General features: G+C 59.6%; 26 protein-coding genes. 13 read left to right on the forward strand and 13 right to left on the reverse strand.

The window, feature by feature from the left end; all coding sequences use genetic code 11:
• Nucleotides 1–278: 278 nt before the first annotated feature.
• A complete protein-coding gene (locus tag V6R85_RS20605) occupies nucleotides 279–1,511 on the forward strand; it encodes a M24 family metallopeptidase (protein ID WP_026372461.1) in 1,233 nt (410 codons plus the stop codon).
• Nucleotides 1,512–1,533: 22 nt separating this feature from the next.
• On the opposite strand, the gene V6R85_RS20610 is transcribed toward V6R85_RS20605, so the two are convergent.
• The 3 genes from V6R85_RS20610 to V6R85_RS20620 form a co-directional block, all read right to left on the reverse strand.
• Nucleotides 1,534–1,851, reverse strand: a complete 318-nt coding sequence (locus tag V6R85_RS20610) for a cupin domain-containing protein (protein ID WP_003508111.1) — start codon at nucleotides 1,849–1,851, stop codon at nucleotides 1,534–1,536.
• Between the two features lie 38 nt (nucleotides 1,852–1,889).
• Nucleotides 1,890–2,627 carry a FadR/GntR family transcriptional regulator gene (locus V6R85_RS20615; RefSeq protein WP_003508113.1) on the reverse strand — a complete coding sequence of 246 codons (738 nt, stop codon included), beginning with the start codon at nucleotides 2,625–2,627 and terminating at the stop codon, nucleotides 1,890–1,892.
• A gap of 110 nt (nucleotides 2,628–2,737) precedes the next feature.
• Nucleotides 2,738–3,535 carry an NAD-dependent epimerase/dehydratase family protein gene (locus V6R85_RS20620; protein ID WP_112958751.1) on the reverse strand — a complete coding sequence of 266 codons (798 nt, stop codon included), beginning with the start codon at nucleotides 3,533–3,535 and terminating at the stop codon, nucleotides 2,738–2,740.
• A gap of 139 nt (nucleotides 3,536–3,674) precedes the next feature.
• Between V6R85_RS20620 and kduI the strand changes: the two genes are divergently transcribed.
• From kduI to V6R85_RS20645, 5 genes are all read left to right on the forward strand, one after another.
• The gene (gene kduI / locus V6R85_RS20625; RefSeq protein WP_020812567.1) at nucleotides 3,675–4,499 is read left to right on the forward strand and encodes a 5-dehydro-4-deoxy-D-glucuronate isomerase; all 825 of its coding nucleotides are present in this window, start codon (nucleotides 3,675–3,677) and stop codon (nucleotides 4,497–4,499) included.
• The gene (kduD, locus tag V6R85_RS20630; RefSeq protein WP_020812566.1) at nucleotides 4,496–5,239 is read left to right on the forward strand and encodes a 2-dehydro-3-deoxy-D-gluconate 5-dehydrogenase KduD; all 744 of its coding nucleotides are present in this window, start codon (nucleotides 4,496–4,498) and stop codon (nucleotides 5,237–5,239) included. The genes kduI and kduD overlap by 4 nt, the downstream gene beginning before the upstream one ends.
• Before the next feature lie 114 nt (nucleotides 5,240–5,353).
• Nucleotides 5,354–6,265, forward strand: coding sequence for a 5-dehydro-4-deoxyglucarate dehydratase (gene kdgD / locus V6R85_RS20635; protein ID WP_080867429.1), 912 nt, complete (start codon nucleotides 5,354–5,356; stop codon nucleotides 6,263–6,265).
• A gap of 36 nt (nucleotides 6,266–6,301) precedes the next feature.
• Nucleotides 6,302–7,438 (forward strand): D-galactarolactone cycloisomerase, encoded by a 1,137-nt coding sequence (locus V6R85_RS20640; RefSeq protein ID WP_080866736.1) that lies wholly within the window; start codon nucleotides 6,302–6,304, stop codon nucleotides 7,436–7,438.
• Nucleotides 7,435–8,313, forward strand: coding sequence for a D-galactarolactone isomerase (locus V6R85_RS20645; RefSeq protein WP_080570353.1), 879 nt, complete (start codon nucleotides 7,435–7,437; stop codon nucleotides 8,311–8,313). The genes V6R85_RS20640 and V6R85_RS20645 overlap by 4 nt, the downstream gene beginning before the upstream one ends.
• 51 nt (nucleotides 8,314–8,364) lie before the next feature.
• Here V6R85_RS20645 and V6R85_RS20650 read toward each other — a convergent pair whose 3' ends face one another.
• Nucleotides 8,365–9,291 carry a helix-turn-helix domain-containing protein gene (locus tag V6R85_RS20650; RefSeq protein WP_003508126.1) on the reverse strand — a complete coding sequence of 309 codons (927 nt, stop codon included), beginning with the start codon at nucleotides 9,289–9,291 and terminating at the stop codon, nucleotides 8,365–8,367.
• A 212-nt stretch (nucleotides 9,292–9,503) separates the two neighbouring features.
• On the opposite strand from V6R85_RS20650, the gene V6R85_RS20655 reads away from it, so the two are divergent.
• The 6 genes from V6R85_RS20655 to V6R85_RS20680 all read left to right on the forward strand — a co-directional run bounded on the left by V6R85_RS20655 (nucleotide 9,504) and on the right by V6R85_RS20680 (nucleotide 16,502).
• Nucleotides 9,504–10,385 (forward strand): carbohydrate ABC transporter permease, encoded by an 882-nt coding sequence (locus V6R85_RS20655; RefSeq protein WP_003508128.1) that lies wholly within the window; start codon nucleotides 9,504–9,506, stop codon nucleotides 10,383–10,385.
• 4 nt (nucleotides 10,386–10,389) lie between these two features.
• Entirely contained in the window at nucleotides 10,390–11,274 is an 885-nt protein-coding gene (locus V6R85_RS20660) for a carbohydrate ABC transporter permease (RefSeq protein ID WP_003508131.1), read from the forward strand.
• A gap of 2 nt (nucleotides 11,275–11,276) precedes the next feature.
• The gene (locus V6R85_RS20665) at nucleotides 11,277–12,377 is read left to right on the forward strand and encodes an ABC transporter ATP-binding protein (protein WP_099086907.1); all 1,101 of its coding nucleotides are present in this window, start codon (nucleotides 11,277–11,279) and stop codon (nucleotides 12,375–12,377) included.
• A gap of 43 nt (nucleotides 12,378–12,420) precedes the next feature.
• Nucleotides 12,421–13,689, forward strand: coding sequence for an ABC transporter substrate-binding protein (locus V6R85_RS20670; RefSeq protein ID WP_112958750.1), 1,269 nt, complete (start codon nucleotides 12,421–12,423; stop codon nucleotides 13,687–13,689).
• Nucleotides 13,690–13,803: 114 nt separating this feature from the next.
• Entirely contained in the window at nucleotides 13,804–15,357 is a 1,554-nt protein-coding gene (pglA, locus tag V6R85_RS20675; protein WP_112958749.1) for a polygalacturonase PglA, read from the forward strand.
• An 8-nt stretch (nucleotides 15,358–15,365) separates the two neighbouring features.
• Nucleotides 15,366–16,502 (forward strand): glycoside hydrolase family 88/105 protein, encoded by a 1,137-nt coding sequence (locus tag V6R85_RS20680; protein WP_112958748.1) that lies wholly within the window; start codon nucleotides 15,366–15,368, stop codon nucleotides 16,500–16,502.
• Nucleotides 16,503–16,515: 13 nt separating this feature from the next.
• On the opposite strand, the gene V6R85_RS20685 is transcribed toward V6R85_RS20680, so the two are convergent.
• Nucleotides 16,516–16,752 carry an acyl carrier protein gene (locus V6R85_RS20685; protein ID WP_020810476.1) on the reverse strand — a complete coding sequence of 79 codons (237 nt, stop codon included), beginning with the start codon at nucleotides 16,750–16,752 and terminating at the stop codon, nucleotides 16,516–16,518.
• A 310-nt stretch (nucleotides 16,753–17,062) separates the two neighbouring features.
• Between V6R85_RS20685 and V6R85_RS20690 the strand changes: the two genes are divergently transcribed.
• A complete protein-coding gene (locus tag V6R85_RS20690; protein ID WP_112958747.1) occupies nucleotides 17,063–18,160 on the forward strand; it encodes an acyltransferase family protein in 1,098 nt (365 codons plus the stop codon).
• Nucleotides 18,161–18,540: 380 nt separating this feature from the next.
• Here the strand turns inward: V6R85_RS20690 and V6R85_RS20695 are convergent, their stop codons facing one another.
• The 8 genes from V6R85_RS20695 to V6R85_RS20730 all read right to left on the reverse strand — a co-directional run bounded on the left by V6R85_RS20695 (nucleotide 18,541) and on the right by V6R85_RS20730 (nucleotide 22,764).
• The gene (locus V6R85_RS20695) at nucleotides 18,541–18,828 is read right to left on the reverse strand and encodes a hypothetical protein (RefSeq protein WP_035213201.1); all 288 of its coding nucleotides are present in this window, start codon (nucleotides 18,826–18,828) and stop codon (nucleotides 18,541–18,543) included.
• A 548-nt stretch (nucleotides 18,829–19,376) separates the two neighbouring features.
• Nucleotides 19,377–19,517, reverse strand: coding sequence for a hypothetical protein (locus V6R85_RS20700; protein WP_003508140.1), 141 nt, complete (start codon nucleotides 19,515–19,517; stop codon nucleotides 19,377–19,379).
• Nucleotides 19,518–19,613: 96 nt separating this feature from the next.
• Entirely contained in the window at nucleotides 19,614–19,829 is a 216-nt protein-coding gene (locus V6R85_RS20705) for a hypothetical protein (protein ID WP_003508141.1), read from the reverse strand.
• A gap of 35 nt (nucleotides 19,830–19,864) precedes the next feature.
• Nucleotides 19,865–20,101 (reverse strand): 30S ribosomal protein S21, encoded by a 237-nt coding sequence (gene rpsU, locus V6R85_RS20710; protein WP_020810479.1) that lies wholly within the window; start codon nucleotides 20,099–20,101, stop codon nucleotides 19,865–19,867.
• Nucleotides 20,102–20,129: 28 nt separating this feature from the next.
• Nucleotides 20,130–20,420, reverse strand: a complete 291-nt coding sequence (locus tag V6R85_RS20715) for a hypothetical protein (protein WP_003508143.1) — start codon at nucleotides 20,418–20,420, stop codon at nucleotides 20,130–20,132.
• 109 nt (nucleotides 20,421–20,529) lie between these two features.
• On the reverse strand, nucleotides 20,530–20,739 hold the full coding sequence (locus V6R85_RS20720; RefSeq protein WP_003508146.1) for a cold-shock protein: 210 nt from the start codon (nucleotides 20,737–20,739) through the stop codon (nucleotides 20,530–20,532).
• 281 nt (nucleotides 20,740–21,020) lie between these two features.
• Complete coding sequence (locus V6R85_RS20725) at nucleotides 21,021–21,191, reverse strand: hypothetical protein (RefSeq protein ID WP_003508147.1); 171 nt, start codon at nucleotides 21,189–21,191, stop codon at nucleotides 21,021–21,023.
• A 337-nt stretch (nucleotides 21,192–21,528) separates the two neighbouring features.
• A complete protein-coding gene (locus V6R85_RS20730) occupies nucleotides 21,529–22,764 on the reverse strand; it encodes a Gfo/Idh/MocA family protein (RefSeq protein ID WP_003508149.1) in 1,236 nt (411 codons plus the stop codon).
• Nucleotides 22,765–22,777: the final 13 nt, after the last annotated feature.

The following is a 22,777-nucleotide window of genomic DNA, read 5'->3' on the forward strand; positions in this document are numbered from 1 at the left end:
ATTGCGGCATATTTCTTCTCCCCGCCGGGGAGAAGGTGGCCCGAAGGGTCGGATGAGGGGGCAAGCTCTCCGCATATCTCGACGCTTGCCCCCTCATCCCGCTGCCGCGGACTTCTCCCCGGTGGGGAGAAGAAACAAGGGGCATCCGCTCGCTCCAACTGACGATCTTCGGGGTGGAGACATCATCTTCCACCTTCTTTCCTCTCACGGTGACTGCTAAAGCGTAGGTTCATAAACCTGCAGCGAAACACCGCAGCTAAACAGTCACCGGGGTTCCCATGAGCGATATCGACCGAAGCCGTGCCCAGCAGTTGATGCGAGAAGCGGGCATGGATGCGCTGGTGCTTTTCCAGCCCGAAGCCTTTCGATATGCGGTCGGCGCGCATGCCGGTGTGGCAACCATGTGGGGCAGGGCGGGTTCGGCGATTGCGCTGGTGCCGGCCGATACGGGGGCGGGGATTGCCGCCGTCGTCAGCGATCACGCCGCCCCGACCATCAAAAAACTCGCGCCTGATGTCGATCTGCGCTGCCATCGCATCTGGATCGATATGGTCGATCTGTCGGGTGTGGGAACCATCGCGCAGGTGGACGATGCCTATCGCCGCAATAATTGCGGCGGGCCGAGGCCGGAGACATTCGACCGCGCCGCCTGTTTCGGCCTGCTCTCCGATCTGCTGCGAGAGCGCGGGCTGTCTGCGGCGCGCATCGGTGCGGACCTTGAATTCATGCCCGCCGCCGATTTTTCAGCGCTAAGGCAGGCGCTGCCCGACGTGAAATGGATTGATGGTTCGACGGCGCTGAAACGTCTGAGGGCAGTGAAATCCGAACGCGAGATAAAACTTCTCAGGAAGGCCGCCGCCGCCGCCGAGGCAGGCTTGGTCGAGATGGCAGCCGCCGTTCGACCGGGCGCGATGCTTGGCCAACTCTCCGACGCCTGGAAATCCGGCGTGCAGGCATATGCCGCGAAATCCGGTTTTTCGCTGAGCGGGCATTGGGATTACATATCCGTGGGGCCTGCCTTGTCGGATATGGCGGCGGCTGTGACGCCGGGTGCGCTGATCAAGGCCGATGTCGGCACGCTGGTCGACGGTTATTCATCGGATGGCGCGCGGAGTTTCTCGTGGGGACCGGTCTCGCCTTTGGCGTCCGATATCTTCAAAGCGCTTGAAGCGGCCTTCGCCTGCGGGCTGGAAGCGCTTCGCCCCGGTAACAGCTTCGGTGCGGTGCACGCCGCCATGCTCGCCTCGATGCGCAAGGACGGTTTCAGCGAATATTATCGCGGCCATTTCGGCCATTCCGTCGGCGGCGGTGTGGGTATCGAGGAATGGCCATTCTTTTCCCACGACAACCCGGAAATCATTCTTCCGGGCATGGTGGTCGCGCTCGAAGCACCTTTTTATGGCGAAGGGCTGGGGGCTTTGATGATCGAGGACCAGTTTCTGGTCACACCTTCAGGGGTGGAGTGCATGAACAGCCTGCCACGCACCCTGCGGGATTTGTCACTGGAGTGACGACCTGCCGCCGCGCTCTGCCTCAGAGAAAATCGTCGCGGCGCGGGGTGAAGCAGTCGATCAGCTCGCCCTCTTCCAGGCACAGGCAACCATGCTCGATATGGCCGGGCACAATAAGGCTGTCGCCCTTCTGCAGGTCATAGGCTTCACCATCGCGGTAAAAACGGAAACTGCCGCTGGCGACATAGGTGGATTGCACATGCGGATGGCTGTGCAGCTTGCCTTCGGCACCGGTTTTGAAACGGAACGAAACCACCATCAGCTCCGGCGCTTCGGAAAGCACGGTGCGTTCGACACCATCGTCGGGTGAAATGGTGGGGAATGTCGGTAGCTGCTGCATGTCGTTCTCCTCAATCATGTAATGCGGTTTAGGCAGTTTCAGCGTGGTGCGCGCAGCATGGCGCGATACCGCGTCTGGCTGCTTTTCAGGTGGTTGCGCATGGCGCTTCGCGCCGCATCCTCGTTGCCGTCCTGTATGGCGATCAGGATCGCTTCGTGTTCGCCGACGAGACGGCTGAGATCGGCAGGTGAAAGCACGGTTTCCGAGCCGTTTTCGGCCACGGCGCGGCGTGGAATGACGGTCGGCCCCAGCACCTGCAGGAACTCGCTGAAGCGGGGATTGTTGGTCGCCTCGGCCACGGCGAGATGAAAGGCGAAATCGGCTTCGGCCGTCGGGCTGCCCTTGGCGGCGCTGGCGCGGAAGGCATCGAAGGCCTCGATGATCTTTTCTTCCTGCGCCGGTGAACGGCGAATGGCGGCAAGGCCGGCGGCATCGCCTTCCACGGCCGTGCGTAGCTCCAGCATCTCGATCAGCGAGGAGACGCGTGCGAGATCAACATTGTGGAAGGGCCGCCGCTCCGCAGGTGCGGGCTCCAGCACGAAGACGCCGGCGCCCTGACGGGGTTCGACCAGACCGTCGGATCGCAGCGAAGCGATAGCCTCGCGCACCACCGTGCGGCTGACGCCGAATTCCTGCGTCATCTGCGCTTCGGAGGGCAGGCGGTCGCCCGTCTTGTAACGGCCCTTGGCGATCTGGCTGCGGAGTTCCTCCGAAACCTTCACCACAAGCGTTCTGCCCTGTGGAGCGCCCGGTTCGGAGGTTGTCGCTTTTGTCATCTTGGTCGCCGTTCTAAAAAATGTCGGTTGCGTGCACCGGTCCTCGATACGTCATTCGCTGCCCGGCTTGCAATCCCGCCGCTTGCGCCGGGAATGTTTCATGCGGCATCTCAGCTTTCCTTGAAGATCGGATTGTCGACGAACACACCGCCCTGAAACCGCACCAGCGCATCCTCAGGGGCAGGCTTCGGCGTTGTCGCTGATATATGCTGCCGGAAGGTCTCGGCATTGTCCTTCGGTTTCCAGCCGAGATAACCGAGATGCGAATTGTCCCACCAACCGGCATCATTGGCCGATGCGCCCCAGACGACCGGGCAGCCGAGCACCGGCGCGCGAAACACCGCTTCGATCAGCGATACGAAATCATCGTATGAGAACCAGGTGGACAACATACGGTAATTGGTCGGTTCCGGCGTGCAGGAGCCGATGCGCACCAGCGCCGTCTCCTGCCCGAACTTCTCGAAATACATGCGGGCAAGGCTTTCGCCGAAACATTTGGAAACGCCGTAAAGCCCGTCCGGCCGGACGGGCACGTCGGGACCGAGCCTCTCGGTCTGGGAATAATAGCCAATTGTATGGTTTGAGCTGGCAAAGACGATGCGCGGCCGGCCATGGGCGCGGGCGGCCTCGTAGAGATTGTAAAGCCCGATGATATTGCCCTGAAGGATTTGTTCGAAGGGCTTCTCCACCGAAATGCCGCCCAGATGAACAATGCCGTCGCAACCGGCGACCATGGCATCCACGGCATTCGCATCCGCAAGGTCGCATTGCACGCATTCCTCGTTCGGCCCTGCCGGGTTGAGCGGGGCGAGATCGGCAAGACGCAATATCTCGGCCATCGGTGCAAGGCGTTCACGCATCACGCGGCCAAGCTGGCCCGCCGCACCGGTAACAAGAAGCCGTTTCATTGCAATTCTCCCAAGCCTGTTCCACGTCCGCAGCGTGGTCGAGATATGCCGGCACCTCTTGACCTTGTCATACAGATCGTACAAAAAGCGGATAACATATATTATGTGCCATACGCAACAATCATGAAGGATGAGTTTGATGCTGACCGTCGAGACAAGGCAGGCCGTGAACCCGGAATATGCAAAAACGCTGGATACCGAAGGGCTCCGCCGGCATTTCCTCGCCAACGACATGTTCCGTTCCGGTGAAATCAGGCTGATCTATACCCATTACGACCGTTTCGTCATGGGCGGCGCGGTGCCAAATGGTGCGCCGCTGACGCTGGACAAGGTGGAAGAAACCAAGACGCCGTCCTTCCTCGACCGGCGTGAAATGGGCATCGTCAATATCGGCGAGGCGGGCACCGTCAGCGCCGGCGGCGAGACCTACACACTCAATCGCGGTGACGTGCTTTATCTCGGTGCGGGCAGCGGCGCGGTAACGTTTGATGGTGCCGGCCGATTCTACATCACGTCTTGCCCGGCGCATCGCAGCCTGCCGGCAAAGCTCGTCAGCCTTGCCGACAGCAAGGAGGTCAAGCTCGGCGCGACCGAAACCTCCAACAAGCGCACCATCAACCAGTTCATCCATCCGCTTGTCATGGAAAGCTGCCAGCTGGTGCTGGGTTATACGATGCTTGAGGACGGCTCCGTCTGGAACACCATTCCCTCGCATATTCATGACCGCCGCATGGAAGCCTATCTCTATTTCGGCATGGATGAAAAGTCGCGCGTCCTGCATCTGATGGGCGAGCCGCAGGAGACCCGCCATCTGTTCATTTCGAACGAAGAAGGCGCGATTTCGCCGCCCTGGTCCATCCATTCCGGTGCCGGCATCGGTTCTTACACCTTCATCTGGGCCATGGCGGGCGACAATGTCGACTATACCGACATGGACTTCATCCAGCCGGGGGATCTGAAATGAGAAATCCCTTTTCGCTTCAGGGGCGTAAGGCGCTCGTGACAGGCGCGAATACCGGTCTTGGTCAGGCGATTGCGGTGGGGCTCGCCGCAGCCGGTGCGGAGGTGGTCTGCGCCGCGCGCCGCGCACCGGATGAAACGCTTGATATCATCGCGAAGGATGGCGGCAAGGCGAGCGCCCTGTCGATCGATTTCGCCGATCCGCTGGCGGCGAAGGACAGTTTTGTCGATGCCGGCTTCGATATTCTCGTCAACAATGCCGGCATCATCCGCCGTGCCGATTCAGTCGAGTTTTCCGAACTCGACTGGGACGAGGTTATGGATGTCAATCTCAAGGCGCTGTTTTTTACCACGCAGGCCTTTGCGAAAGAGCTGTTGGCAAAAGGTCGGCCCGGCAAGGTGGTCAATATCGCCTCGCTCCTGTCGTTTCAGGGCGGCATTCGCGTCCCGTCCTACACGGCGGCGAAACATGGCGTTGCCGGTCTCACCAAGCTTCTGGCGAATGAGTGGGCTGCGAAGGGCATCAATGTGAATGCCATCGCGCCCGGTTACATCGAAACCAACAATACCGAGGCGTTGCGCGCGGATGCCGCCCGCAACAAAGCCATTCTCGAGCGTATTCCGGCCGGCCGTTGGGGTCATTCCGAAGATATCGCCGGTGCAGCGGTCTTTCTGGCTTCGCCGGCGGCGGATTACGTGCATGGCGCCATTCTCAATGTTGATGGCGGCTGGCTGGCGCGTTGATCTGTGACAGATTTTCGAAATTCATCATACAAGATGTATGATGAGTTGTTGACAAAGATGCGGCAAGCGGCTTAGGTGGCTTTCAGTCAGTGAACTTGCAGAGGAATTTCGATGATGAACCCTGAACAAATCAAGACGGCGCTTGGCTCCGGTCTGTTGTCTTTCCCGGTCACCCATTTCGATGCCGAGGGTCGTTTTGCGGCCGATAGCTACAGGGCGCATGTCGAATGGCTCGCCGGATACAAGGCGCCGGTGCTGTTTGCCGCCGGCGGCACGGGTGAGTTCTTTTCGCTGAAGCCGGATGAGATCCCCACCATCGTCTCCGCCGCCAAGGAAGTTGCCGGCGAAACCGCCATTGTTTCCGGCTGCGGTTACGGCACCGAGATCGCCGTTGATATTGCCCGCTCTGTCGAAAAGGTCGGTGCTGACGGTATCCTGCTTCTGCCGCATTACCTCATCGATGCGCCGCAGGAAGGGCTTTACGCCCATATCAAGAAGGTGTGTCAGTCGGTCGGCATCGGCGTCATGGTCTATAACCGTGACAATTCCGTGCTGCAGGCCGATACGCTGGCGCGTCTCTGCGACGAATGCCCGAACCTCGTCGGTTTCAAGGACGGCACCGGCGATATCGGCCTTGTGCGCCAGATCACCGCCAAGATGGGTGACCGCCTGATGTATCTCGGCGGCATGCCGACGGCGGAACTGTTTGCCGAAGCCTATCTCGGCGCCGGTTTCACCACCTATTCCTCGGCGGTCTTCAACTTCGTGCCGGGCCTTGCCAATGAGTTCTATGCGGCGCTGCGTGCCGGTGAGCGCGCCACCTGCGAGCGCATCCTGACGGAGTTCTTCTATCCGTTCATGGCGATCCGCAACCGCGCCAAGGGTTACGCCGTCTCCGCCGTCAAGGCCGGCGTGCGCCTGCAGGGCTTCAACGCCGGTCCGGTGCGTGCGCCGCTGAAGGACCTGACGAATGAGGAAATCGGCATGCTCGATGCCCTGATCGGCACGCATAAGCGCAAAGCCTGATTAGGGGGCCTGATCGAGACAAGCGGGAGGGGAGCCATGAAAATCACGGCGGTGCGCACGCATCTGCTCGAGCACCGGCTGGACACGCCGTTTGAAAGTGCATCCATGCGCTTTGATCGACGCGCCCATATTCTGGTTGAGATCGAATGTGACGACGGGACCGTCGGCTGGGGTGAATGCCTCGGCCCGGCACGGCCGAATGCCGCCGTGGTTCAGGCTTATGCGGGCTGGCTTATCGGCCAGGACCCGCGCCAGACCGAAAAAATCTGGGCCGTGCTTTATAATGCCCTGCGCGATCAGGGCCAGCGCGGCCTCAGCCTCACTGCCTTGTCCGGCATCGACATTGCGCTCTGGGACATCAAGGGCAAGCACTACGGTGCTTCCATCTCGATGCTGCTCGGCGGGCGCTGGCGCGAAAGCGTTCGCGCCTATGCGACTGGCAGTTTCAAGCGCGATGGCGTTGACCGCGTCTCCGACAATGCCTTGGAGATGGCGGAACGCCGGGCAGAGGGTTTTCACGCCTGCAAGATCAAGATCGGTTTCGGTATCGAGGAAGACCTCAGGGTCATCGCTGCGGTGCGGGAGGCCATCGGGCCGGATATGCGGCTGATGATCGACGCCAATCACGGTTATACCGTCACCGAAGCCATCACGCTCGGCAAGCGCGCTGCCGATTATGGTATCGACTGGTTTGAGGAACCGGTGGTTCCGGAACAGCTTGATGCCTATGCCCGGGTGCGGGCGGGCCAGCCAATCCCGGTTGCGGGCGGCGAGACCTGGCATGGACGTTATGGCATGTGGCAGGCGCTTTCCGCCGGTGCTGTGGATATTCTCCAGCCCGATCTATGCGGCTGCGGCGGCTTTTCCGAAACACAGAAGATTGCGACGCTTGCCACGCTGCACGGCGTGCGCATCGTGCCGCATGTCTGGGGGACCGGCGTGCAGATCGCCGCCGCGCTGCAATTCATGGCGGCGATGACGCCAGATCCGGTGCGGGTCAATCCGATAGAGCCGATCATGGAATTCGACCGCACCTATAATCCGTTCCGCCAGGCCGTGCTTAGCAAGCCGATCGAGGCGGTAAACGGCATTGTCGCCATTCCCGATGGTCCCGGTCTTGGAATTGAGATCAACCGCGACGCATTGCTTGAATTCAGGATGCCAGACCCGTGAGCGAACTCGTCAGAAAACTGAGCGGCACAGCACCTCGGCCCGCCTTCCCGAAAGGGGCCGTCGACACGCAGATGCATATGTATCTGCCCGGTTATCCGGCCTTGCCGGGCGGGCCGGGCCTGCCGCCGGGCGCCCTGCCGGGACCGGAGGACTATCGCAAGCTCATGCAATGGCTCGGCATCGACCGGGTCATCATCACTCAGGGAAACGCCCATCAGCGCGATAATGGCAACACGCTCGCCTGTGTTGCTGAGATGGGCGAAGCGGCCCGCGCCGTGGTCATTATCGATGCGAGTACGACCGAGAAGGACATGGAAAAGCTTGCCGCCGCCGGTGCCGTTGGCGCGCGCATCATGGATCTGCCTGGCGGTGCGGTGAACCTTTCCGAGCTTGAGGCGGTGGATGAGAGGGCGCACGCGGCTGACTGGATGGTGGCGGTGCAATTCGACGGCAATGGTCTTCTCGACCACCTGCCACGTCTTCAGAAAATCCGCTCACGCTGGGTGTTCGATCACCACGGCAAGTTCTTCAAGGGCATCAAAACGGACGGTCCGGAAATGACTGTTCTTCTGAAGCTGATGGATCGCGGCAATCTCTGGTTCAAGTTCGCCGGCGTCTATGAAAGTTCGCGGGAGAAGTGGCCCTATGAGGATGTCGCCGCCTTTTCGCGGGTGATCGCCGCCCATGCGCCGGAGCGCATCGTCTGGGGCACCAACTGGCCGCATAATTCGGTGCGCGAAACGGCTGCCTATCCGGACGATGCTCGCCTTGCTGAACTGACGCTCGGCTGGCTACCAGATGAGGCGGCCCGTCATCGTGCACTGGTGGAAAACCCTGAGGCCCTGTTCAAGCTGCGGCCATTTACGACGGCATAGTTCACACCGGGATGGCCGATAGCTTCCAGGCCCCGTCGCAATAAGGCCCCGCTATGCCGGGGCCGTTTCCGTTTCGGCGGCAAGCAGCCTCTGCTGTTCGTGCTCGTCAAACGCCATCAGGTTGCCATGCCGGCTGCGGCGTATGCGGTTCATATGCTCGCGCGGACTTAGCCCCAGCGTGCGTTTGAACATGCGCGAGAAATAATAGGGGTCGCCATACCCCACCTCGGCGGCGGCCGCCGAGACTGAAAGCCCTGCCTCGAGAAAATGCATGGCGCGTTCCATGCGCTTGAATTCCTGATATTTCCGCGGCGTCCGGCCAACCCGTTTCTGGAATTCGCGCAGGAAATAATCGCGATTATAGGGGGCTGCATCGGTCGCCCTGCCGGCAATATCAGGGTCCAGCGGATTGGCCGAAATCATGGTGATCGCCTTCATCACCGCAAGGTCGAGGCCTTCCGTGCCTTCCGGCTGGAAACTCGGGCGGTCAACCCATCCGAGGAAGGCATCGTCGATGAAGGCGATCAGAAGCACCATGAAAAGATGGTGCTGGCCGAGTGTCACGGAAGAGGGCGGGGCGCTCTGCCGGTAGTGACGCACGAGCGGCTCCAAAAGCGCCCAGCGGCTCAGCCGTAGTTTCGGCTTCAGGTCCATCTGCGCGATCAGGTTGTGGCGGCCATAAATATCGAGCGTGAAATGCTGCGCCACGCCGCGATAGGTCACGGCCTGCTCGTTCCAGCCAACAAAGCGCTGCCCCTCCAAAATCAGCATCGCATCACCGGGCTCCAGCACCCGTGATTCGCCATCGACGAGATAATGCCCTCGCCCTTCCAGGCAGATGATGAGGTCGTCTACCTGGTTGGATTTGTCGATCTGCCAGGTGCGCGAATGTTCCATCTTGATCGTCGCGCGCGTCAGGTTGAGGTTCAGCGCCGCAGGTGGAACGGACGACAGAATACCACCTTCGATTTCGTCCATCTTTTTCCTCGTCTTTGTTAATTCACCTTGGCGCGGAAATTTGGTTTTGTCATCGGATAAATAGCTTTTACGCGCCGTATCAATGAGGGAGGAGATCGGCCGCGGTGAGAAATTGCGCCATCATACGCCCGCCGCCGGCCGTTCCGGGAGATTCACTTGTACGAAATTGTATTCTGTCATTCGCGTTCCATCGGGGCGCGGGGAGGAGCATCATGAAATCTCAGCGCTTCCTCGGGCTGGGATATCTGACGCCTTACATCATCGGGCTGCTGGTCTTCACGGCAATCCCGTTTCTCGGCTCGCTCTATCTCAGCTTCACCCGTTACGACCTGATGAGCGATCCCAGCTGGGCGGGGCTGGCCAATTACGAGCGGCTCTTCACCCGCGACCGCACCTTCATGAAATCGCTGAACGTTACCCTGTTTTACGTGTTTCTGACGGTGCCGCTGAAGCTTGCCTTCGCCCTCTTCATTGCGGCTATACTCAATTACAAGCTGCAATTCATCAACTTCTTCCGCACGGCCTTTTACGTGCCGTCCATCCTCGGCGGCTCGATCGCGATTGCGGTGCTGTGGCGCTACATCTTTGCAAGCGAGGGGCTCGCCAATATGGCGCTTGCCGCCATCGGCCTGTCGCCGGTGGACTGGTTCGGCGATCCCGGCAACGCGCTTTTCACCATCACGCTGCTGCGCTGCTGGCAGTTCGGTTCGGCGATGGTGATCTTTCTCGCCGCCCTGCAATCCATCGACAAATCGCTTTACGAGGCGGCCGCCATCGATGGCGCGGGCAAGGTCAGGACCTTCTTCTTCATCACGCTGCCGCTTTTGACACCCGTGATCTTCTTCAACCTCATCATGCAGATGGTGCAGGCATTCCAGGAGTTCAACGGACCTTACATCATCACCCAGGGCGGGCCGCTGAAGTCCACTTACCTCCTGCCACTTTATATCTACGACGAGGCCTTCAAGAAGTTCAACATGGGCTATGCCTCCGCCATCGCCTGGGTGCTTTTCACCATCATCACCGTGCTGACCCTCGTGGCCTTCTGGTCCTCGAAGAAGTGGGTCTATTACGCCGGCGACAAGCGGAATTGATGCCATGACCGATATCGCAACCCTAAACGACATGCAGGCGGCCCGCCGGGCACGGCTCAGGCTGCTCTCCACCTCCGTCCGCTACGTGCTGCTGTTCGCCGTCGGCCTTGTCATGCTTTACCCGCTGATCTGGCTGGTGGGCGCAAGCTTCAAGACCAATTCGGAAATCTTCTCCGGCGCCGGCTTCATCCCGGAAAACCCGACGCTGGATGGCTATATCCGCGGCTGGGAAACCTCGACGCCCTATACGTTCGGCCGGTTCTTCTGGAATTCCTTCCTGATCATCCTGCCGAAGGTCATCGGCACGGCGATTTCCTGCACCATGGCGGCCTATGCCTTTGCCCGCTTCGATTTTCCGCTGAAGAAAATCCTGTTCGGCTCGGTCATCGCCATCTTGCTCCTGCCGAATGTCGTCACCCGCATTCCGCAATATATTCTGTTCCGTGATCTCGGCTGGCTGGATAGTTTCCTGCCGCTCTGGGTTCCTTCGGCGTTCGCCGGTGATGCGTTTTTCGTCTTCATGCTGGTGCAGTTCCTGCGCTCGCTGCCATCGGACATGGAAGAGGCCGCCCGCGTGGATGGCGCCAACAGCCTGCAGACGCTCATCTATATCGTCGTGCCGATGCTGGCGCCGGCGCTGATCTCGGTCTGCCTGTTCCAGTTCATGTGGACGATGAACGATTTCCTCGGGCCGCTGATCTACCTGTCCTCGGTCGACAAATATCCGGTGAGCCTTGCGCTCAAACTCTCCATCGACACCACCGAAGCCTTTGAATGGAACCGCATCCTGGCGATGTCGGTGCTGACGATCGCACCTGCGCTGATCGTGTTCTTTGCGGCGCAACGGTATTTCATTGAAGGGATCTCGTCTGGCGGGGTCAAGGGCTGACAATGGCAAGCGTTCAACTTAAAAATCTCGAAAAAATCTATGGCGGCAGCTTCAAGGCCGTGCATGGCATCAATCTCGACGTCGAGGATGGTGAGTTCATGGTGTTTGTCGGCCCCTCCGGCTGCGCCAAATCCACGACGCTGCGCATGGTGGCGGGGCTGGAGGAAATCACCGGCGGCGAAATCCTCATCGGTGACCAGCGTGTCAACGACCTGCCGCCCGGCAAGCGCTCCATCGCCATGGTATTCCAGAATTATGCGCTTTATCCGCATATGAAGGTGCGCGGCAATCTCGCCTTCGGCCTGAAGATCGCCGGTGTCGCCAAGCCTGAGATCGAAAAGGCGATCGACAATGTCGCGCGCATTCTCGAAATCGAGCCGCTGCTCGACCGGTTGCCGAAGCAGCTTTCCGGCGGACAGGCGCAGCGTGTGGCGCTGGGTCGCGCGCTCATCAAGAAACCTGGCGTGTTCCTGTTCGATGAGCCGCTGTCCAATCTCGATGCCAAGCTGCGCGCCTCCATGCGGGTACGCATCACCGATCTGCACCGCCAGCTGAAGGCGGAAGGTCTGTCCTCCACGGTCATTTACGTTACGCATGACCAGACGGAAGCCATGACCATGGGGGACCGCATCTGCGTGATGCAGGCCGGGCGCATCATGCAGGTCGCGACGCCAAAGGAGCTCTACAACCATCCCGCCAATCTGTTCGTGGCCGGTTTTATCGGTATGCCGGAAATGAACCTCGTGGATGTGACCATCGACGGTGCGGAATTCGTCATTGGCGGGCAGCGCCTGCCGATCGGCGCGCATCTTGAAAGGCGTCTTTCAGCAAAGCCGGTAGATGCCGTCATCGGCATTCGCCCGCAGCATCTCTCGCTGGCAGGCGAGGCTGATGGTCCGGTCTTGCAGGCGAAGCTGACCAACGCGGAATTCATGGGTCATGAGGTCTATCTGCACGCCGATCTCGGCGGCCAGAAGCTGGTGAGCGTGGTGGGGGCGGCGGAGTTCGAAGCGCTCGGACGCGACGGTATCCTACGGCTGAAGCCGGACCCGGAGAAGCTGCATATTTTCGACAAGGCCGATGGCCGCAACGTCTCGCTGTGAGGAGGGGACGCGCGTGCCTGATTTTTCGAGGAGGAGAAGAACAATGAAGACGATGACAAGAATGATGGCGATGCTCGCCGGTGCCGCCTATGTCGCCATGGCGGCGGCCCCCGCGGCGAATGCTGCGGAACTGCGCATGTCGTGGTGGGGCGGTGAAAGCCGCCATGTCGCCACCCAGAAGGCCATTGCCGCCTGCGGCGAGAAATACGGCCACACGGTGAAGGGGGAATTCACCGGCTTCGATGGCTATCTGGAAAAGCTGACCACGCAGATGGCCGGCAAGACGGAAGCCGATATCGTTCAGGTCAACTGGCCATGGCTGCCGCTGTTTTCCAAGAACGGTGAAGGTTTTGCCGATCTGCGCCAGCTGAAACCGCTCGATCTTTCGCAATGGGCAGAGAGCGATCTGGACGCTGGTTCGATGAACGGCGTGTTGCAGGGGCTTTCCGTCTCCACCACCGGCCGCGTCTTTTTCTTCAATGCCACCACCTTCGAAAAGGCGGGTGTTGAAATCCCCAAGACCTGGGATGAGTTCTTTGCGGCAACCAAGACCATCAAGGAAAAGCTCGGCAAGGACTATTACACCTTCAATGCCGTGAAAGAGACCGCCCAGCTGCTCGTAACGCTGGCCATCGTGCAGAAGACCGGCAAGGATCTGGTCGACCCCAAGACCAACCGCGTGGCCTGGACGCCGGAGGAGCTGGCAGAGGGGATCTCCTTCGTCGGCAAGCTGGTCGAAACCGGCTCCATCCGCTCCCAGAAAGAGGAAGCGGCCGATGGCAACGTCAATCTCTATGAAAAGCCGTCCTGGTCCGAAGGCCGCATCGCCGGCTCCTATGAATGGGATTCGACCTATTCGAAATATGCCGATCCGCTCAAGGAGGGGCAGGTTCTGAAACCGGTGCCGATGCTGAAGCTTGCTGATGCCGCGACTGAAGGCGTTTATCGCAAGCCCTCCATGGTGTTTTCGATCTCGAAAAACTCCAAAAATCCAGAAGCGGCTGCGCAGATTCTGAATTGCCTGCTTAACGAGCCGGAGGGCGTCGACGCGCTTGGCACCTCGCGCGGTCTGCCGGCGTCGAAGGCTGCGGCGGCGCGTCTGGGTGACAAGGGCGAGCCGGAAGTGCGCGCCGCCAACGCCATCGTCATGGCGGCATCGGGACCGGTGGTTTCCCCCTTCAACGAACATCCGGAAATCCGCTCGGGCTTTATCGATACGCTTGAAGAATATGCCTATGGCCAGCTGACGGCGGAACAGGCAGCCGAGCAGATCATCGATACGACCAACGATGTTCTTGCCAAGTTCGATTGACGACAATGGCCCGCCGCCTCTGGATAGTGGCGGGCCCTTTATCCGGCCGCCGGATGATATGAAGCATGTCCGCCAAGGGTTTGGCCGGCCATTCACGAAAGACGAGAAGAGAGCATGAACGAACCCCTTGTCATCGCGTCTTCGGCGCGAACGGCAGCGCTTTGCCTTGCCGCGCCCGGCGCTCGATATTTCCTTCCGTCCAGAACGGAATGGCGTCTGACGTCGCCGGATGGCGACGAACGGAGCGGCGAAACCGCGACCGTCGTGACGCTGCTGCATGATCTATCCCCGGATACGCGCTATATCTTTAAAGCGGAAGGGTTCGGAAGGCTGGAGTTCAGAACTTCTCCCTGTGCCGGGCTTGTGGAGGCTGCGGCATTTCCCCTGACGCCGGATGTCGCGCTCGATGATGAAGAGGGTGTGCGCGCCAATGCGCAGGTGCTGGAAAGGGCGATTGCCGCCGTGCCGCAGGGCGGCGCGTTGCGGCTTGCAGCCGGTGTCTGGACCGCCTTTCCCGTGCGCCTCAAAAGCAACATGACCTTTCACCTTGCGCAGGGAGCCGTGCTGCGCGCACCCTCCACCCGCAAGGGTTGGCCGATATTGCCCGCACACGATGAGGCCGGCCGCATGCTGGGCAGCTGGGAAGGATTACCGGATGCCTGTTTTGCCGCGCCGGTTCATGCCATCGGGGCAGATAAACTCGTCATCGAGGGCAGGGGCATTCTCGATGGCTCCGGCGACGCGGGCGACTGGTGGAGCTGGCCGAAAGAAACCCGCGATGGCGCGCGCCGACCGCGCGGCCTTCACCTCGTCTCCTGCCGGAAGACAAATCTGCTCGGTTTCACCATCCGAAACGCCGCCTCATGGACGATCCATCCGCAGGGCTGTGAAGAGATGATCGCCGCCGGTCTCAGCATCGTCGCGCCGCATGACAGCCCGAACACCGATGGTTTCAATCCAGAAAGCTGCCGCAACGTCACGATATCAGGCGTGCGCTTCTCCGTCGGAGACGATTGCATCGCGGTGAAGGCGGGAAAGCGAGGCCCTGACGGCGAGGACGATCATCTTGCGGAAACACGCGGCGTGCGTGTAGGTCATTGCCTGATGGAGCACGGCCATGGCGGGCTGGTGATCGGTTCGGAAATGTCCGGCGGCGTGCATGACGTGGCGGTTGAGGATTGCGACATGATCGGCACGGATCGCGGCCTGCGCCTCAAGACACGGCGCGGGCGGGGCGGCACCGTCAGCAACATCGCCATGCGCCGGGTGCTGCTGGATGGCGTGAAGACCGCGCTTTCCGCCAATGCTCACTACCATTGCGACGCCGACGGACATGATGACTGGGTGCAGTCGCGAAACCCGGCGCCGGTCGATAGCGGTACTCCCTTTATCGACGGCATTACCGTGGAGGACGTGGAAATCCGCAATCTCTCCCATGCTGCCGGCGCTTTTCTCGGTCTTGCCGAAGCGCCCATCCGCAACGTCACCATCCGCAACGTCACCATCGTCTCGCGCGATCTGTCGGCCATCGCAACGCCGCCGATCATGGCCGACCGGGTGCGCCCCATGCGCCATGAGGCGATTGTTTTCGAGCAGGCGCATATAGTCTGCGATAATCCCGCCCTGCTGAGCGACGCTTCCGTTTCCATTGTGTCAGATTTCGATTGAGAAACTCCATGAAAGCCAATGAATATTTTGATCAATTCTCGAGCCGCTATCGTTACTACAAGGGCGGAAGCTGGTGTTATGAGGATGGATGTGTCTATCGCGGCTTGCAGCAGCTGTTCGAGGCGACCGGAGAGGCGCGCTGGAATGACCATCTGCACCGTCTGGCCGATGCACAGATAGCGGCTGACGGAACGCTCGCCGGTTACGATCCGCAGGAATATAATATCGACCATATTCTCGCCGGCCGCATTCTCTTTCCCCTTGCGGTGGAAACGGATGATCCGCGTTACCTCGCTGCGGCGGAACATCTGGCGGGACAACTCCGCAGCCATCCGCGTATTGCCTCCGGGAATTACTGGCACAAGAAGCGTTACCCGCACCAGGTCTGGCTGGACGGGCTTTATATGGGGCTCCCTTTCCAGATCGAATATGCGCAGGCGACGGGCCGAACAGAACTGATCGACGATGCGCTGCGGCAGTTTTCAGCGGCGCTCGCGGCCACGGCGGATAGTGGCGGGCTTTATGCCCATGGTTACGACGAGAGCCGCAGCCAGCGCTGGGCCGATCCTCAGAGCGGCAAGTCTCCCGCCATCTGGGCGCGCGCGGTGGGCTGGCTCGCCATGGCGCTGGTGGACGCACTGACCATCCTGCCTGAGGATGGAGCGACGGCGGAGCTTCGGGAGAGCACACGGCGTCTTCTGGCGGGCATCATCGCACGGCAGACTAAGACGGGCCTCTGGATGCAGGTTCTCGACAATCCGGGCCTTGCGGGCAATTATGAGGAAACATCCGCCTCGGCGATGTTTGCCTATGCCTTGCTGCACGCAGTGCGACTGAAGCTTGTGCAGGGCGAAGAGGCGAATGCCGCCGTTTCGGCGGGTCGACGCGCGCTTGAGGCGCTTCTGGAAACCCGGCTGAAAGCCGATGAAGAGGGCGTGATGCGCCTCACCGGCATCGTGCATGTCGCGGGCCTTGGCGGCTTCGAGGGCAATTATCGCGATGGAACGCCGGAATATTATCTGACCGAACCGGTGGTGTCCGATGATGCCAAGGGTGTCGGGCCGTTGATGATGGCCTATGCCGAAAGCCTGCTTCTGGCCAAGCCGCAGGCGCAGGCTGTTTCAGCGGCGTCATCTGCGGGGTAAATTCCCCCGTCGGTCACGCCTTGTTTTTTTCGATGAAACGGATGGCGTCGCCGACGGTCAGGATCGTGCTTGCGGCGGAATCTGGAATTTCCACTCCGAATTCCTCCTCGATTTCCATGACGATCTGAACCGTCTCCAGGGAATCCGCACCGAGATCGTCAGCAAAATTGGCATCGTCCACCACATTGGCGGGGTCGGCGCCAAGCTGGTCCACGATGATTTTTCTGATACGTTCTGCAATGGTGGACATGGTGAGACTCCGAGAAAGTTGTTTGCCGCCGAACCCGCCCGATCTGAATTTGCGCCGAAGATATCCAAGTGAAATCAAGCTGAATTCAAAAGGACAGGCCGCAGAGTCAAAGGGTCAAAAGATCGATGACATCCGGACGTAGCACGCCTTTCGCAGCCGCGAAAGGGTGTCGATCACCCTTTAGTACCCTATAATAATACGGGATGTTTGCCACGTTAACCAGTTTGTGACTGGCAGCGGCAAACCGCTACGCGCTAAAGCTCGTTGCTTGTGAACTTTTAAATCCACCAGCCACACCGAGCCTCACGCCATGGTCCAGTCGTCCCCGGAACGCTTCATATTACTCGACGGCATAAGGGGAGTGGCTGCCCTTTTCATCGTCCACCGCCATGCCGAGGATCTGTTCGGGAAAAGCACGGCTTCGAGCTATCTCGCCGTGGATTTGTTCTTTGCGCTCAGCGGTTTCGTGTTGGCGCATGCCTATAGCCGGAAGCTGAGCGAAGGGGCGATTACACCGGGCTTTTTTTTGAAGGCGCGCTTTGCGCGTCTTTACCCTCTTTATGCGCTGGCGCTGGCGTTGATGGCGGCTTATTTCATCTGCCTCTACGTGCTGGGCGTGCCGACGCCGATCGACGATCTGCATCGTCTGGTCGATCCCGGCGAGCTCGCTTTTGCCCTTTTCACGGGGCTGCTGTTTTTGCCGGCGCCCTTCACGTTGACCCTGAACGGCGCGTTGTTTCTCGTCAGCCCTGCATGGTCGCTTTTCAACGAACTGGTGGTGAATGCGTTTTATGCCCGCTGGGGTGTTCGGGCCACGATGAGACAGACCGCTGTGGTGCTCACCGTCAGCGCGCTTGTGCTGATGGTGGCGGCCGCCGAGTTCGGCCGTTTGCATGCGGGGTTTCGCTGGCACGAAATGTATGCAGGCATGGGCCGGGTGTTCTTCTCGTTTTTTGCCGGCGTGCTGATTTACCGTTTCCGCAATCGCGTACCGCAGTTGAAACCCTTTCAGGCGGCGCTTTGCCTTCTGCTGGTCTGTTTCATTCTGGCTGTGCCCATGTCGCGCGAGCTTCGGCCGTTCTTCGATCTTGCGGTTGTCCTGTTTGTCTGGCCGCTGCTGCTATTCGTGGCCAGCAAGACGGTTCCGGGGCGCGGGGTGGGAATGGTGTCGGTGTTTCTCGGCACGGCGTCCTATGCGGTCTATGTGCTGCATATTCCGCTTCTGGCCTGGACGGAGTTTCTGATCCCGGCGGGGCACAGGGAAAATCTCGCTCTGCCGGCGGGCATTGTTTTTCTCATCGCCACGACGTGCCTGTCATGGTGGCTGACGGTTTATTATGACCAGCCCGTTCAGAAATGGTTGAAGAACCGGTTGAGAAAGCGGAGTGAAATCCGCCAGCCGGTATGATCCTGCCTTGCGGCTGCGAACCTCAATAATGGGCGAAAATCGGGGCTGTCAGCACGAAAGCTGCGACGAGGCTGATGATCGTCAGTTTCGCCGCTCGCATGCGGCGCATTTTGCGGCCGCTCCAGTCATACGTCATACTCACCTCCACGCAGACGCAAAACTTACCGGCATGGGGACAGTCGGGACCCGGCGCAGGCCGGTCATGGTCCCGCAACTCACCTGATGCACATTCCATACCCAAGCTTCCCGGATGCGCCTGATCGCGCGCGGGACGCTCAATTTCAGTGTTGCCTGATATATGGCTTTTGCCAAGCCGTTATTTTCATCGGTGATTTTGAAGGCCGATTCGCGTGGTTGCCACGAAAAGGGCGGCAACAGCATCACCGGTAAAGAGGCGGCAGACCCTGGATGGCATAACGCGGCAGCGGTCTCCACGGTCTTACGCGTTCATGTTTGTGAACCCCGAACAGAAACAGCATTTCCTCCGAGATATCGGCGGGGTCGGTCAAGCCATCCTGAAAGAGCTGGATCACCTTGCGGGCGGCATTGTTGTAGAGAATGATTTCGTCATCCATGGTGTGGCGATCATAACCGAGACCTTCCAGCACGGACTGGAGCATTTTGAGGTCCTGCGATGTGATGATGCAATTTTCATATGCGGAAGACATGGCGTCCTCCTTTCTTGTGAGGTTCACAAAAGCCGGAGCGTCGCGCTGCCATCCGGAGATGGTGCGAGGACGCTTCAACGCCTTGAGACGCGGGCAGCGCCAGGGAAACCGTTGCCGGCCCGTGGCGTCATGCATGTCGCGTGAATTCCGAATCGCTTCCCTGGTGGTCAGCAGGCGGGACAGGGCTGGAAATGCAGCAGGCCTGACGGTGGCAACGCCCTTTAATTACCGATGAAGAAGCGTGCGCCGTTTATGGGGAATAGGCAAGTTAATTCCGTTACCGCAGGGAAGATGCAGCATTCGCTGCCGCAGGCAACAAAAAAGGCCGGGGCAATATTGCACCGACCTTCCTCATATCGCTCTCAACACCAGTGCCAGTACATCCGTGGTCAAAAGTCTGAAGCGACTAAAACAACTGCGAACATCGATTTCATTCGCGCTCACCAGCAGTTGCCATGAGAGCTATTTAAACTGGCAATGTGGCCAAAACAAGTCCGGCGCCTATCGCGATGTTTTTATTCGTCGTGGCTTGCCGGCTGCGCGTCGCACTACTTCTTTTTGCCGTCCGCTGTCGTGGCATTTGCGAACTTGACCTGCGAACCGGCTGGCGGCGCTGCAGCCACTTTCGCCGTCTTGTCCTTCTTCGGTTTTCGGACTTCCTTGTTACTGCGCAATTGACCCTTGGCCATGGTGTCCTCCTCCTGTTGGATTGATGGGGCCTTGAGCGGGTATGAGATAATCCGTTCAAGACCCGTTCGATCGTCGATGCTGGAAATCCCGTCCGGCTATTTCTTGCCGGATCGTTTTTTTGCGGAAACGGGCGTGTCGGTTATGATCGTCGCTTCCTGGGCTTCGCGAAGCTGGCGAAGGCGTTCCGTTTTGCGGGCGCGCTGAGCGGCCTCGGCGTTTATGATCTGCTTTGCGGCGCTATCCGTCAGTGACGCCTTGTCCTGCGCGGATAGTTTGCCGGGTTTGAAAAAAGCTTCTTTTGTCGCAGCCATGGCATTCTCCTTTACGGAAGAGCAGTATCGAACGGCTAGCGGGGGCGGGCAACCTTTTTGGGGGCGGGCAACAGCCCTTCGCGCTGCATTTTTTTCTTCGCCAGCTTGCGGTGGCGGCGCACGGCCTCTGCTTCTTCGCGGACGCGCTTTTCCGAGGGCTTTTCATAGGACTGCCGGGCCCGCATCTCGCGGAAAATGCCCTCACGCTGCATTCTCTTTTTCAGAACGCGAAGGGCCTGCTCTATATTATTGTCTCGAACGAGTACCTGCACGAATATCTCCTTTATGCAGCCGCAGCTGCTATTTTCTGATTTTAATCCTGTCCGGATTGATCCAGCTCGATCCCGTTTCGCGCGCCGATGGGCTTTCGCTGTTGCGCGACGGCGATGGCGCCGAGGTGGGCGCACTTATTTCATCGAGTGCGATGTTGCGCTCGAAATTTTCATGCTGGAAACGCACCCTGTAGCGTACAGTTCCCTGCGCTTCGGGCAGGATCGATACGACCCTGCCAGGACCGTCGGGCTGGTTGTTGCCCAGCACGCCTGGCTTCAAGAATATGGCATCGCCGCATCGGTAGGGATTTTTACGCATGAGGACCTCCATGGCCCAAAAACAAAAGGCCGGGCTTTGACCCGACCTCTCACAATCACTTAAACCTGCAGCCAGTACATCCGTGGTCTGCGTGGTCAAATGACGAATATCAAGCTGCCTGAAGGTTGTCAGCCGAGCTCTTGCCGGACCGACGGTCCTGGACGATCTCGTAGCTGATCTTCTGGCCGTCGTTCAGCGAACGCATGCCAGCGCGCTCAACAGCGGAAATGTGAACGAAAACGTCCGTGCCGCCGTTGTCAGGCTGAATGAAGCCGAAGCCCTTGGTGGCGTTGAACCACTTTACAGTACCAGTGTTCATAACGATTTCCTTTCGTAGAATCGTTGTGGTTCCCGCGATACCTTGCGGGATAAGATCGATTATTTGAGAGGAAATCCGACGGGGAACAGTCTGTTCCAGAACGACGTCACAAGCAATGGTCGATATCCAAAATATAGGCTCAATTTTTGATTTTGCAATGGGCGGAGAACAAAAAAGCACCGGCGAGCCACTGCCCAGCGGGTAAGTATCTGGTTCAGGACACTATTTCCCGATCGCCGCAGAGTCCTTCGGGCTTGGCGCGGCCCTCCGTCCCGTGCGCATCAACCCGCGCCTGGAGACACGTCTTTCTCACGGTCATCCGGCAGGCTGCCCGCGCCCGGCGTCTTGTCATAGTCGGTGAGGGAGGGTTTGGCATGCGGGCCGGCGGGGGGAATGTCGTTCGGGCTGGAAGGCCCTTTTTCAACGGTTTTCGATTTCTTTTTCTTCGTCATATTGCGTCCTCCTTCTTGCAGGGAAAACGCCGGAGAAAAGGTACTGGTTCCGCCTCCACGCCGCGCGGGCGCGTTTTTCCGCCATCAGCGGCGGGAACGCGGTTTTTTCTCTTCCCGGTTCATATCTCGCCCCACCCATTTGAAGAATACGACGAGGCTGACGCCGATGATGATGAGCGGAACGAAGGATTCAAAACTGGACATGACTCACTCTTTCTTCCCCCGGCGATCATTTTATCGGCAGGGAAGAAGCGCGTAATCTGCGGAATATCGTCCGTTCTTTTTTGGTAATTGCCGTCTGCGGCCCATCTGTCGACGAGGCCGCAGGCTGTCGCGGCTAAACTGGCAGCGATTTCACCGCCGCTGTGCCGCCCTCACGGGCGCTTTTCAGCGCGGCCACGCCTGTCAGAACGGACATCGCGCCGGCGCGTGAACCCGCCCGCTGCCGCAGCCGGTCGTTCGAGCCCGGCTTGAAGATCATGTCTCGCATGCGGTTGTCGCCGCCATAGTGGCCGCCTGGCTCATGCGGCACCCATATGCGTTCAACACCGCCGCCGAAGCTTTTCACCAGCAGGATTTCGTCGGCCGGCGGCTCCGTCCAGGGCTGCTTTTCATATTGGCGCATTTCGATACGGCCTTTATGGCCGTTGAAGGCAATATGGTGGCCCTCGATCGGCATATAGGTGTTGAGCGAATAGGAGACCTGCACGCCGCTGGCATAGCGGATCGAGGCGCTCATGGTGTCGGGAATGTCGATTTCCTCGCGGAAGACGCAGGCATCGCGCATATAGCCGTCCACCGCCGAAGGGTCCTCATAGAGAGCATCGAGGAAAGGATCGGCGCCCAGATCCATGAAATAATCGCACTCGTTTTTGTGTGGACAGGTGCGACAGCGCGTTCCCCGGAACGGGCCGTTCTTGCCATAATGCAGCAACTGTCCGAACCCCTTTACCTCCACGGGGTCGGAATCGAGATACCAGTTCAGAAGATCGAAATGGTGCGTGGCCTTGTGCACGAACAGGCTGCCGGAATGTTCGGTGAAGGCGTGCCAGCGGCGGAAATAATCCGCGCCGTGCTGGTTATCGAGATACCAGTGAAAATCGACCGAGGTGACGGTGCCGATTGCACCCTCATCGATCAGCTCCTTGATGCGTGCGGCGGTGGGAGAAAAACGATAGTTGAAGGAGACATCCACACGGCGGCCGCTTTTCGCCTCCGCGGCGCGAATACGGTCAATCTTTTCCGGGGTGGTGGTCATGGGCTTTTCGCTGATGACATCGGCCCCGCCTTCCAGCGCGCGGATGATGATGTCGTCGTGAGTATCGTCAGGCGTGCAGACGATGACGAGTTCCGGGCGCTGCTCTTCCATCATCCGGTCGAAATCGTCGTAAAGCGGCGCGCTTGATCCCATCATGGCGCGGGCGCGTTCGGCGCGCATCAGGTTCAGGTCGCAAATGCCGACCAGTTCGACATAGTCGCTCCAGCCGGCCAGCAATTCGCGGCCCCACATGGTGGTGCCGCGATTGCCGGTGCCGACCAGCGCATAGCGTTTGCGTTTCACCTTTTCAGGCATTTGCTCTCTCCCG

Origin of the sequence: Agrobacterium sp. CCNWLW32 (assembly GCF_037083425.1) — a bacterium.
Taxonomy (GTDB): Bacteria; Pseudomonadota; Alphaproteobacteria; order Rhizobiales; family Rhizobiaceae; genus Agrobacterium; species Agrobacterium radiobacter.

What these genes read in the sequence shown, in the direction of transcription:
- V6R85_RS20680 (WP_112958748.1), top strand. Translation starts at nt 15,366, where the DNA reads ATGAAAGCCAATGAATATTTTGATCAATTCTCGAGCCGCTATCGTTAC.
- kdgD (WP_080867429.1), top strand. Translation starts at nt 5,354, where the DNA reads ATGAACCCTGAACAAATCAAGACGGCGCTTGGCTCCGGTCTGTTGTCT.
- V6R85_RS20640 (WP_080866736.1), top strand. Translation starts at nt 6,302, where the DNA reads ATGAAAATCACGGCGGTGCGCACGCATCTGCTCGAGCACCGGCTGGAC.
- V6R85_RS20705 (WP_003508141.1), bottom strand. Translation starts at nt 19,829, where the DNA reads ATGGCTGCGACAAAAGAAGCTTTTTTCAAACCCGGCAAACTATCCGCG.
- V6R85_RS20690 (WP_112958747.1), top strand. Translation starts at nt 17,063, where the DNA reads ATGGTCCAGTCGTCCCCGGAACGCTTCATATTACTCGACGGCATAAGG.
- pglA (WP_112958749.1), top strand. Translation starts at nt 13,804, where the DNA reads ATGAACGAACCCCTTGTCATCGCGTCTTCGGCGCGAACGGCAGCGCTT.
- V6R85_RS20605 (WP_026372461.1), top strand. Translation starts at nt 279, where the DNA reads ATGAGCGATATCGACCGAAGCCGTGCCCAGCAGTTGATGCGAGAAGCG.
- kduD (WP_020812566.1), top strand. Translation starts at nt 4,496, where the DNA reads ATGAGAAATCCCTTTTCGCTTCAGGGGCGTAAGGCGCTCGTGACAGGC.
- V6R85_RS20685 (WP_020810476.1), bottom strand. Translation starts at nt 16,752, where the DNA reads ATGTCCACCATTGCAGAACGTATCAGAAAAATCATCGTGGACCAGCTT.
- V6R85_RS20720 (WP_003508146.1), bottom strand. Translation starts at nt 20,739, where the DNA reads ATGAACACTGGTACTGTAAAGTGGTTCAACGCCACCAAGGGCTTCGGC.
- kduI (WP_020812567.1), top strand. Translation starts at nt 3,675, where the DNA reads ATGCTGACCGTCGAGACAAGGCAGGCCGTGAACCCGGAATATGCAAAA.
- V6R85_RS20665 (WP_099086907.1), top strand. Translation starts at nt 11,277, where the DNA reads ATGGCAAGCGTTCAACTTAAAAATCTCGAAAAAATCTATGGCGGCAGC.
- V6R85_RS20695 (WP_035213201.1), bottom strand. Translation starts at nt 18,828, where the DNA reads ATGTCTTCCGCATATGAAAATTGCATCATCACATCGCAGGACCTCAAA.
- V6R85_RS20620 (WP_112958751.1), bottom strand. Translation starts at nt 3,535, where the DNA reads ATGAAACGGCTTCTTGTTACCGGTGCGGCGGGCCAGCTTGGCCGCGTG.
- V6R85_RS20715 (WP_003508143.1), bottom strand. Translation starts at nt 20,420, where the DNA reads ATGCGTAAAAATCCCTACCGATGCGGCGATGCCATATTCTTGAAGCCA.
- V6R85_RS20725 (WP_003508147.1), bottom strand. Translation starts at nt 21,191, where the DNA reads ATGACGAAGAAAAAGAAATCGAAAACCGTTGAAAAAGGGCCTTCCAGC.
- V6R85_RS20670 (WP_112958750.1), top strand. Translation starts at nt 12,421, where the DNA reads ATGAAGACGATGACAAGAATGATGGCGATGCTCGCCGGTGCCGCCTAT.
- V6R85_RS20615 (WP_003508113.1), bottom strand. Translation starts at nt 2,627, where the DNA reads ATGACAAAAGCGACAACCTCCGAACCGGGCGCTCCACAGGGCAGAACG.
- V6R85_RS20700 (WP_003508140.1), bottom strand. Translation starts at nt 19,517, where the DNA reads ATGGCCAAGGGTCAATTGCGCAGTAACAAGGAAGTCCGAAAACCGAAG.
- V6R85_RS20650 (WP_003508126.1), bottom strand. Translation starts at nt 9,291, where the DNA reads ATGGACGAAATCGAAGGTGGTATTCTGTCGTCCGTTCCACCTGCGGCG.
- V6R85_RS20730 (WP_003508149.1), bottom strand. Translation starts at nt 22,764, where the DNA reads ATGCCTGAAAAGGTGAAACGCAAACGCTATGCGCTGGTCGGCACCGGC.
- V6R85_RS20655 (WP_003508128.1), top strand. Translation starts at nt 9,504, where the DNA reads ATGAAATCTCAGCGCTTCCTCGGGCTGGGATATCTGACGCCTTACATC.
- V6R85_RS20610 (WP_003508111.1), bottom strand. Translation starts at nt 1,851, where the DNA reads ATGCAGCAGCTACCGACATTCCCCACCATTTCACCCGACGATGGTGTC.
- V6R85_RS20660 (WP_003508131.1), top strand. Translation starts at nt 10,390, where the DNA reads ATGACCGATATCGCAACCCTAAACGACATGCAGGCGGCCCGCCGGGCA.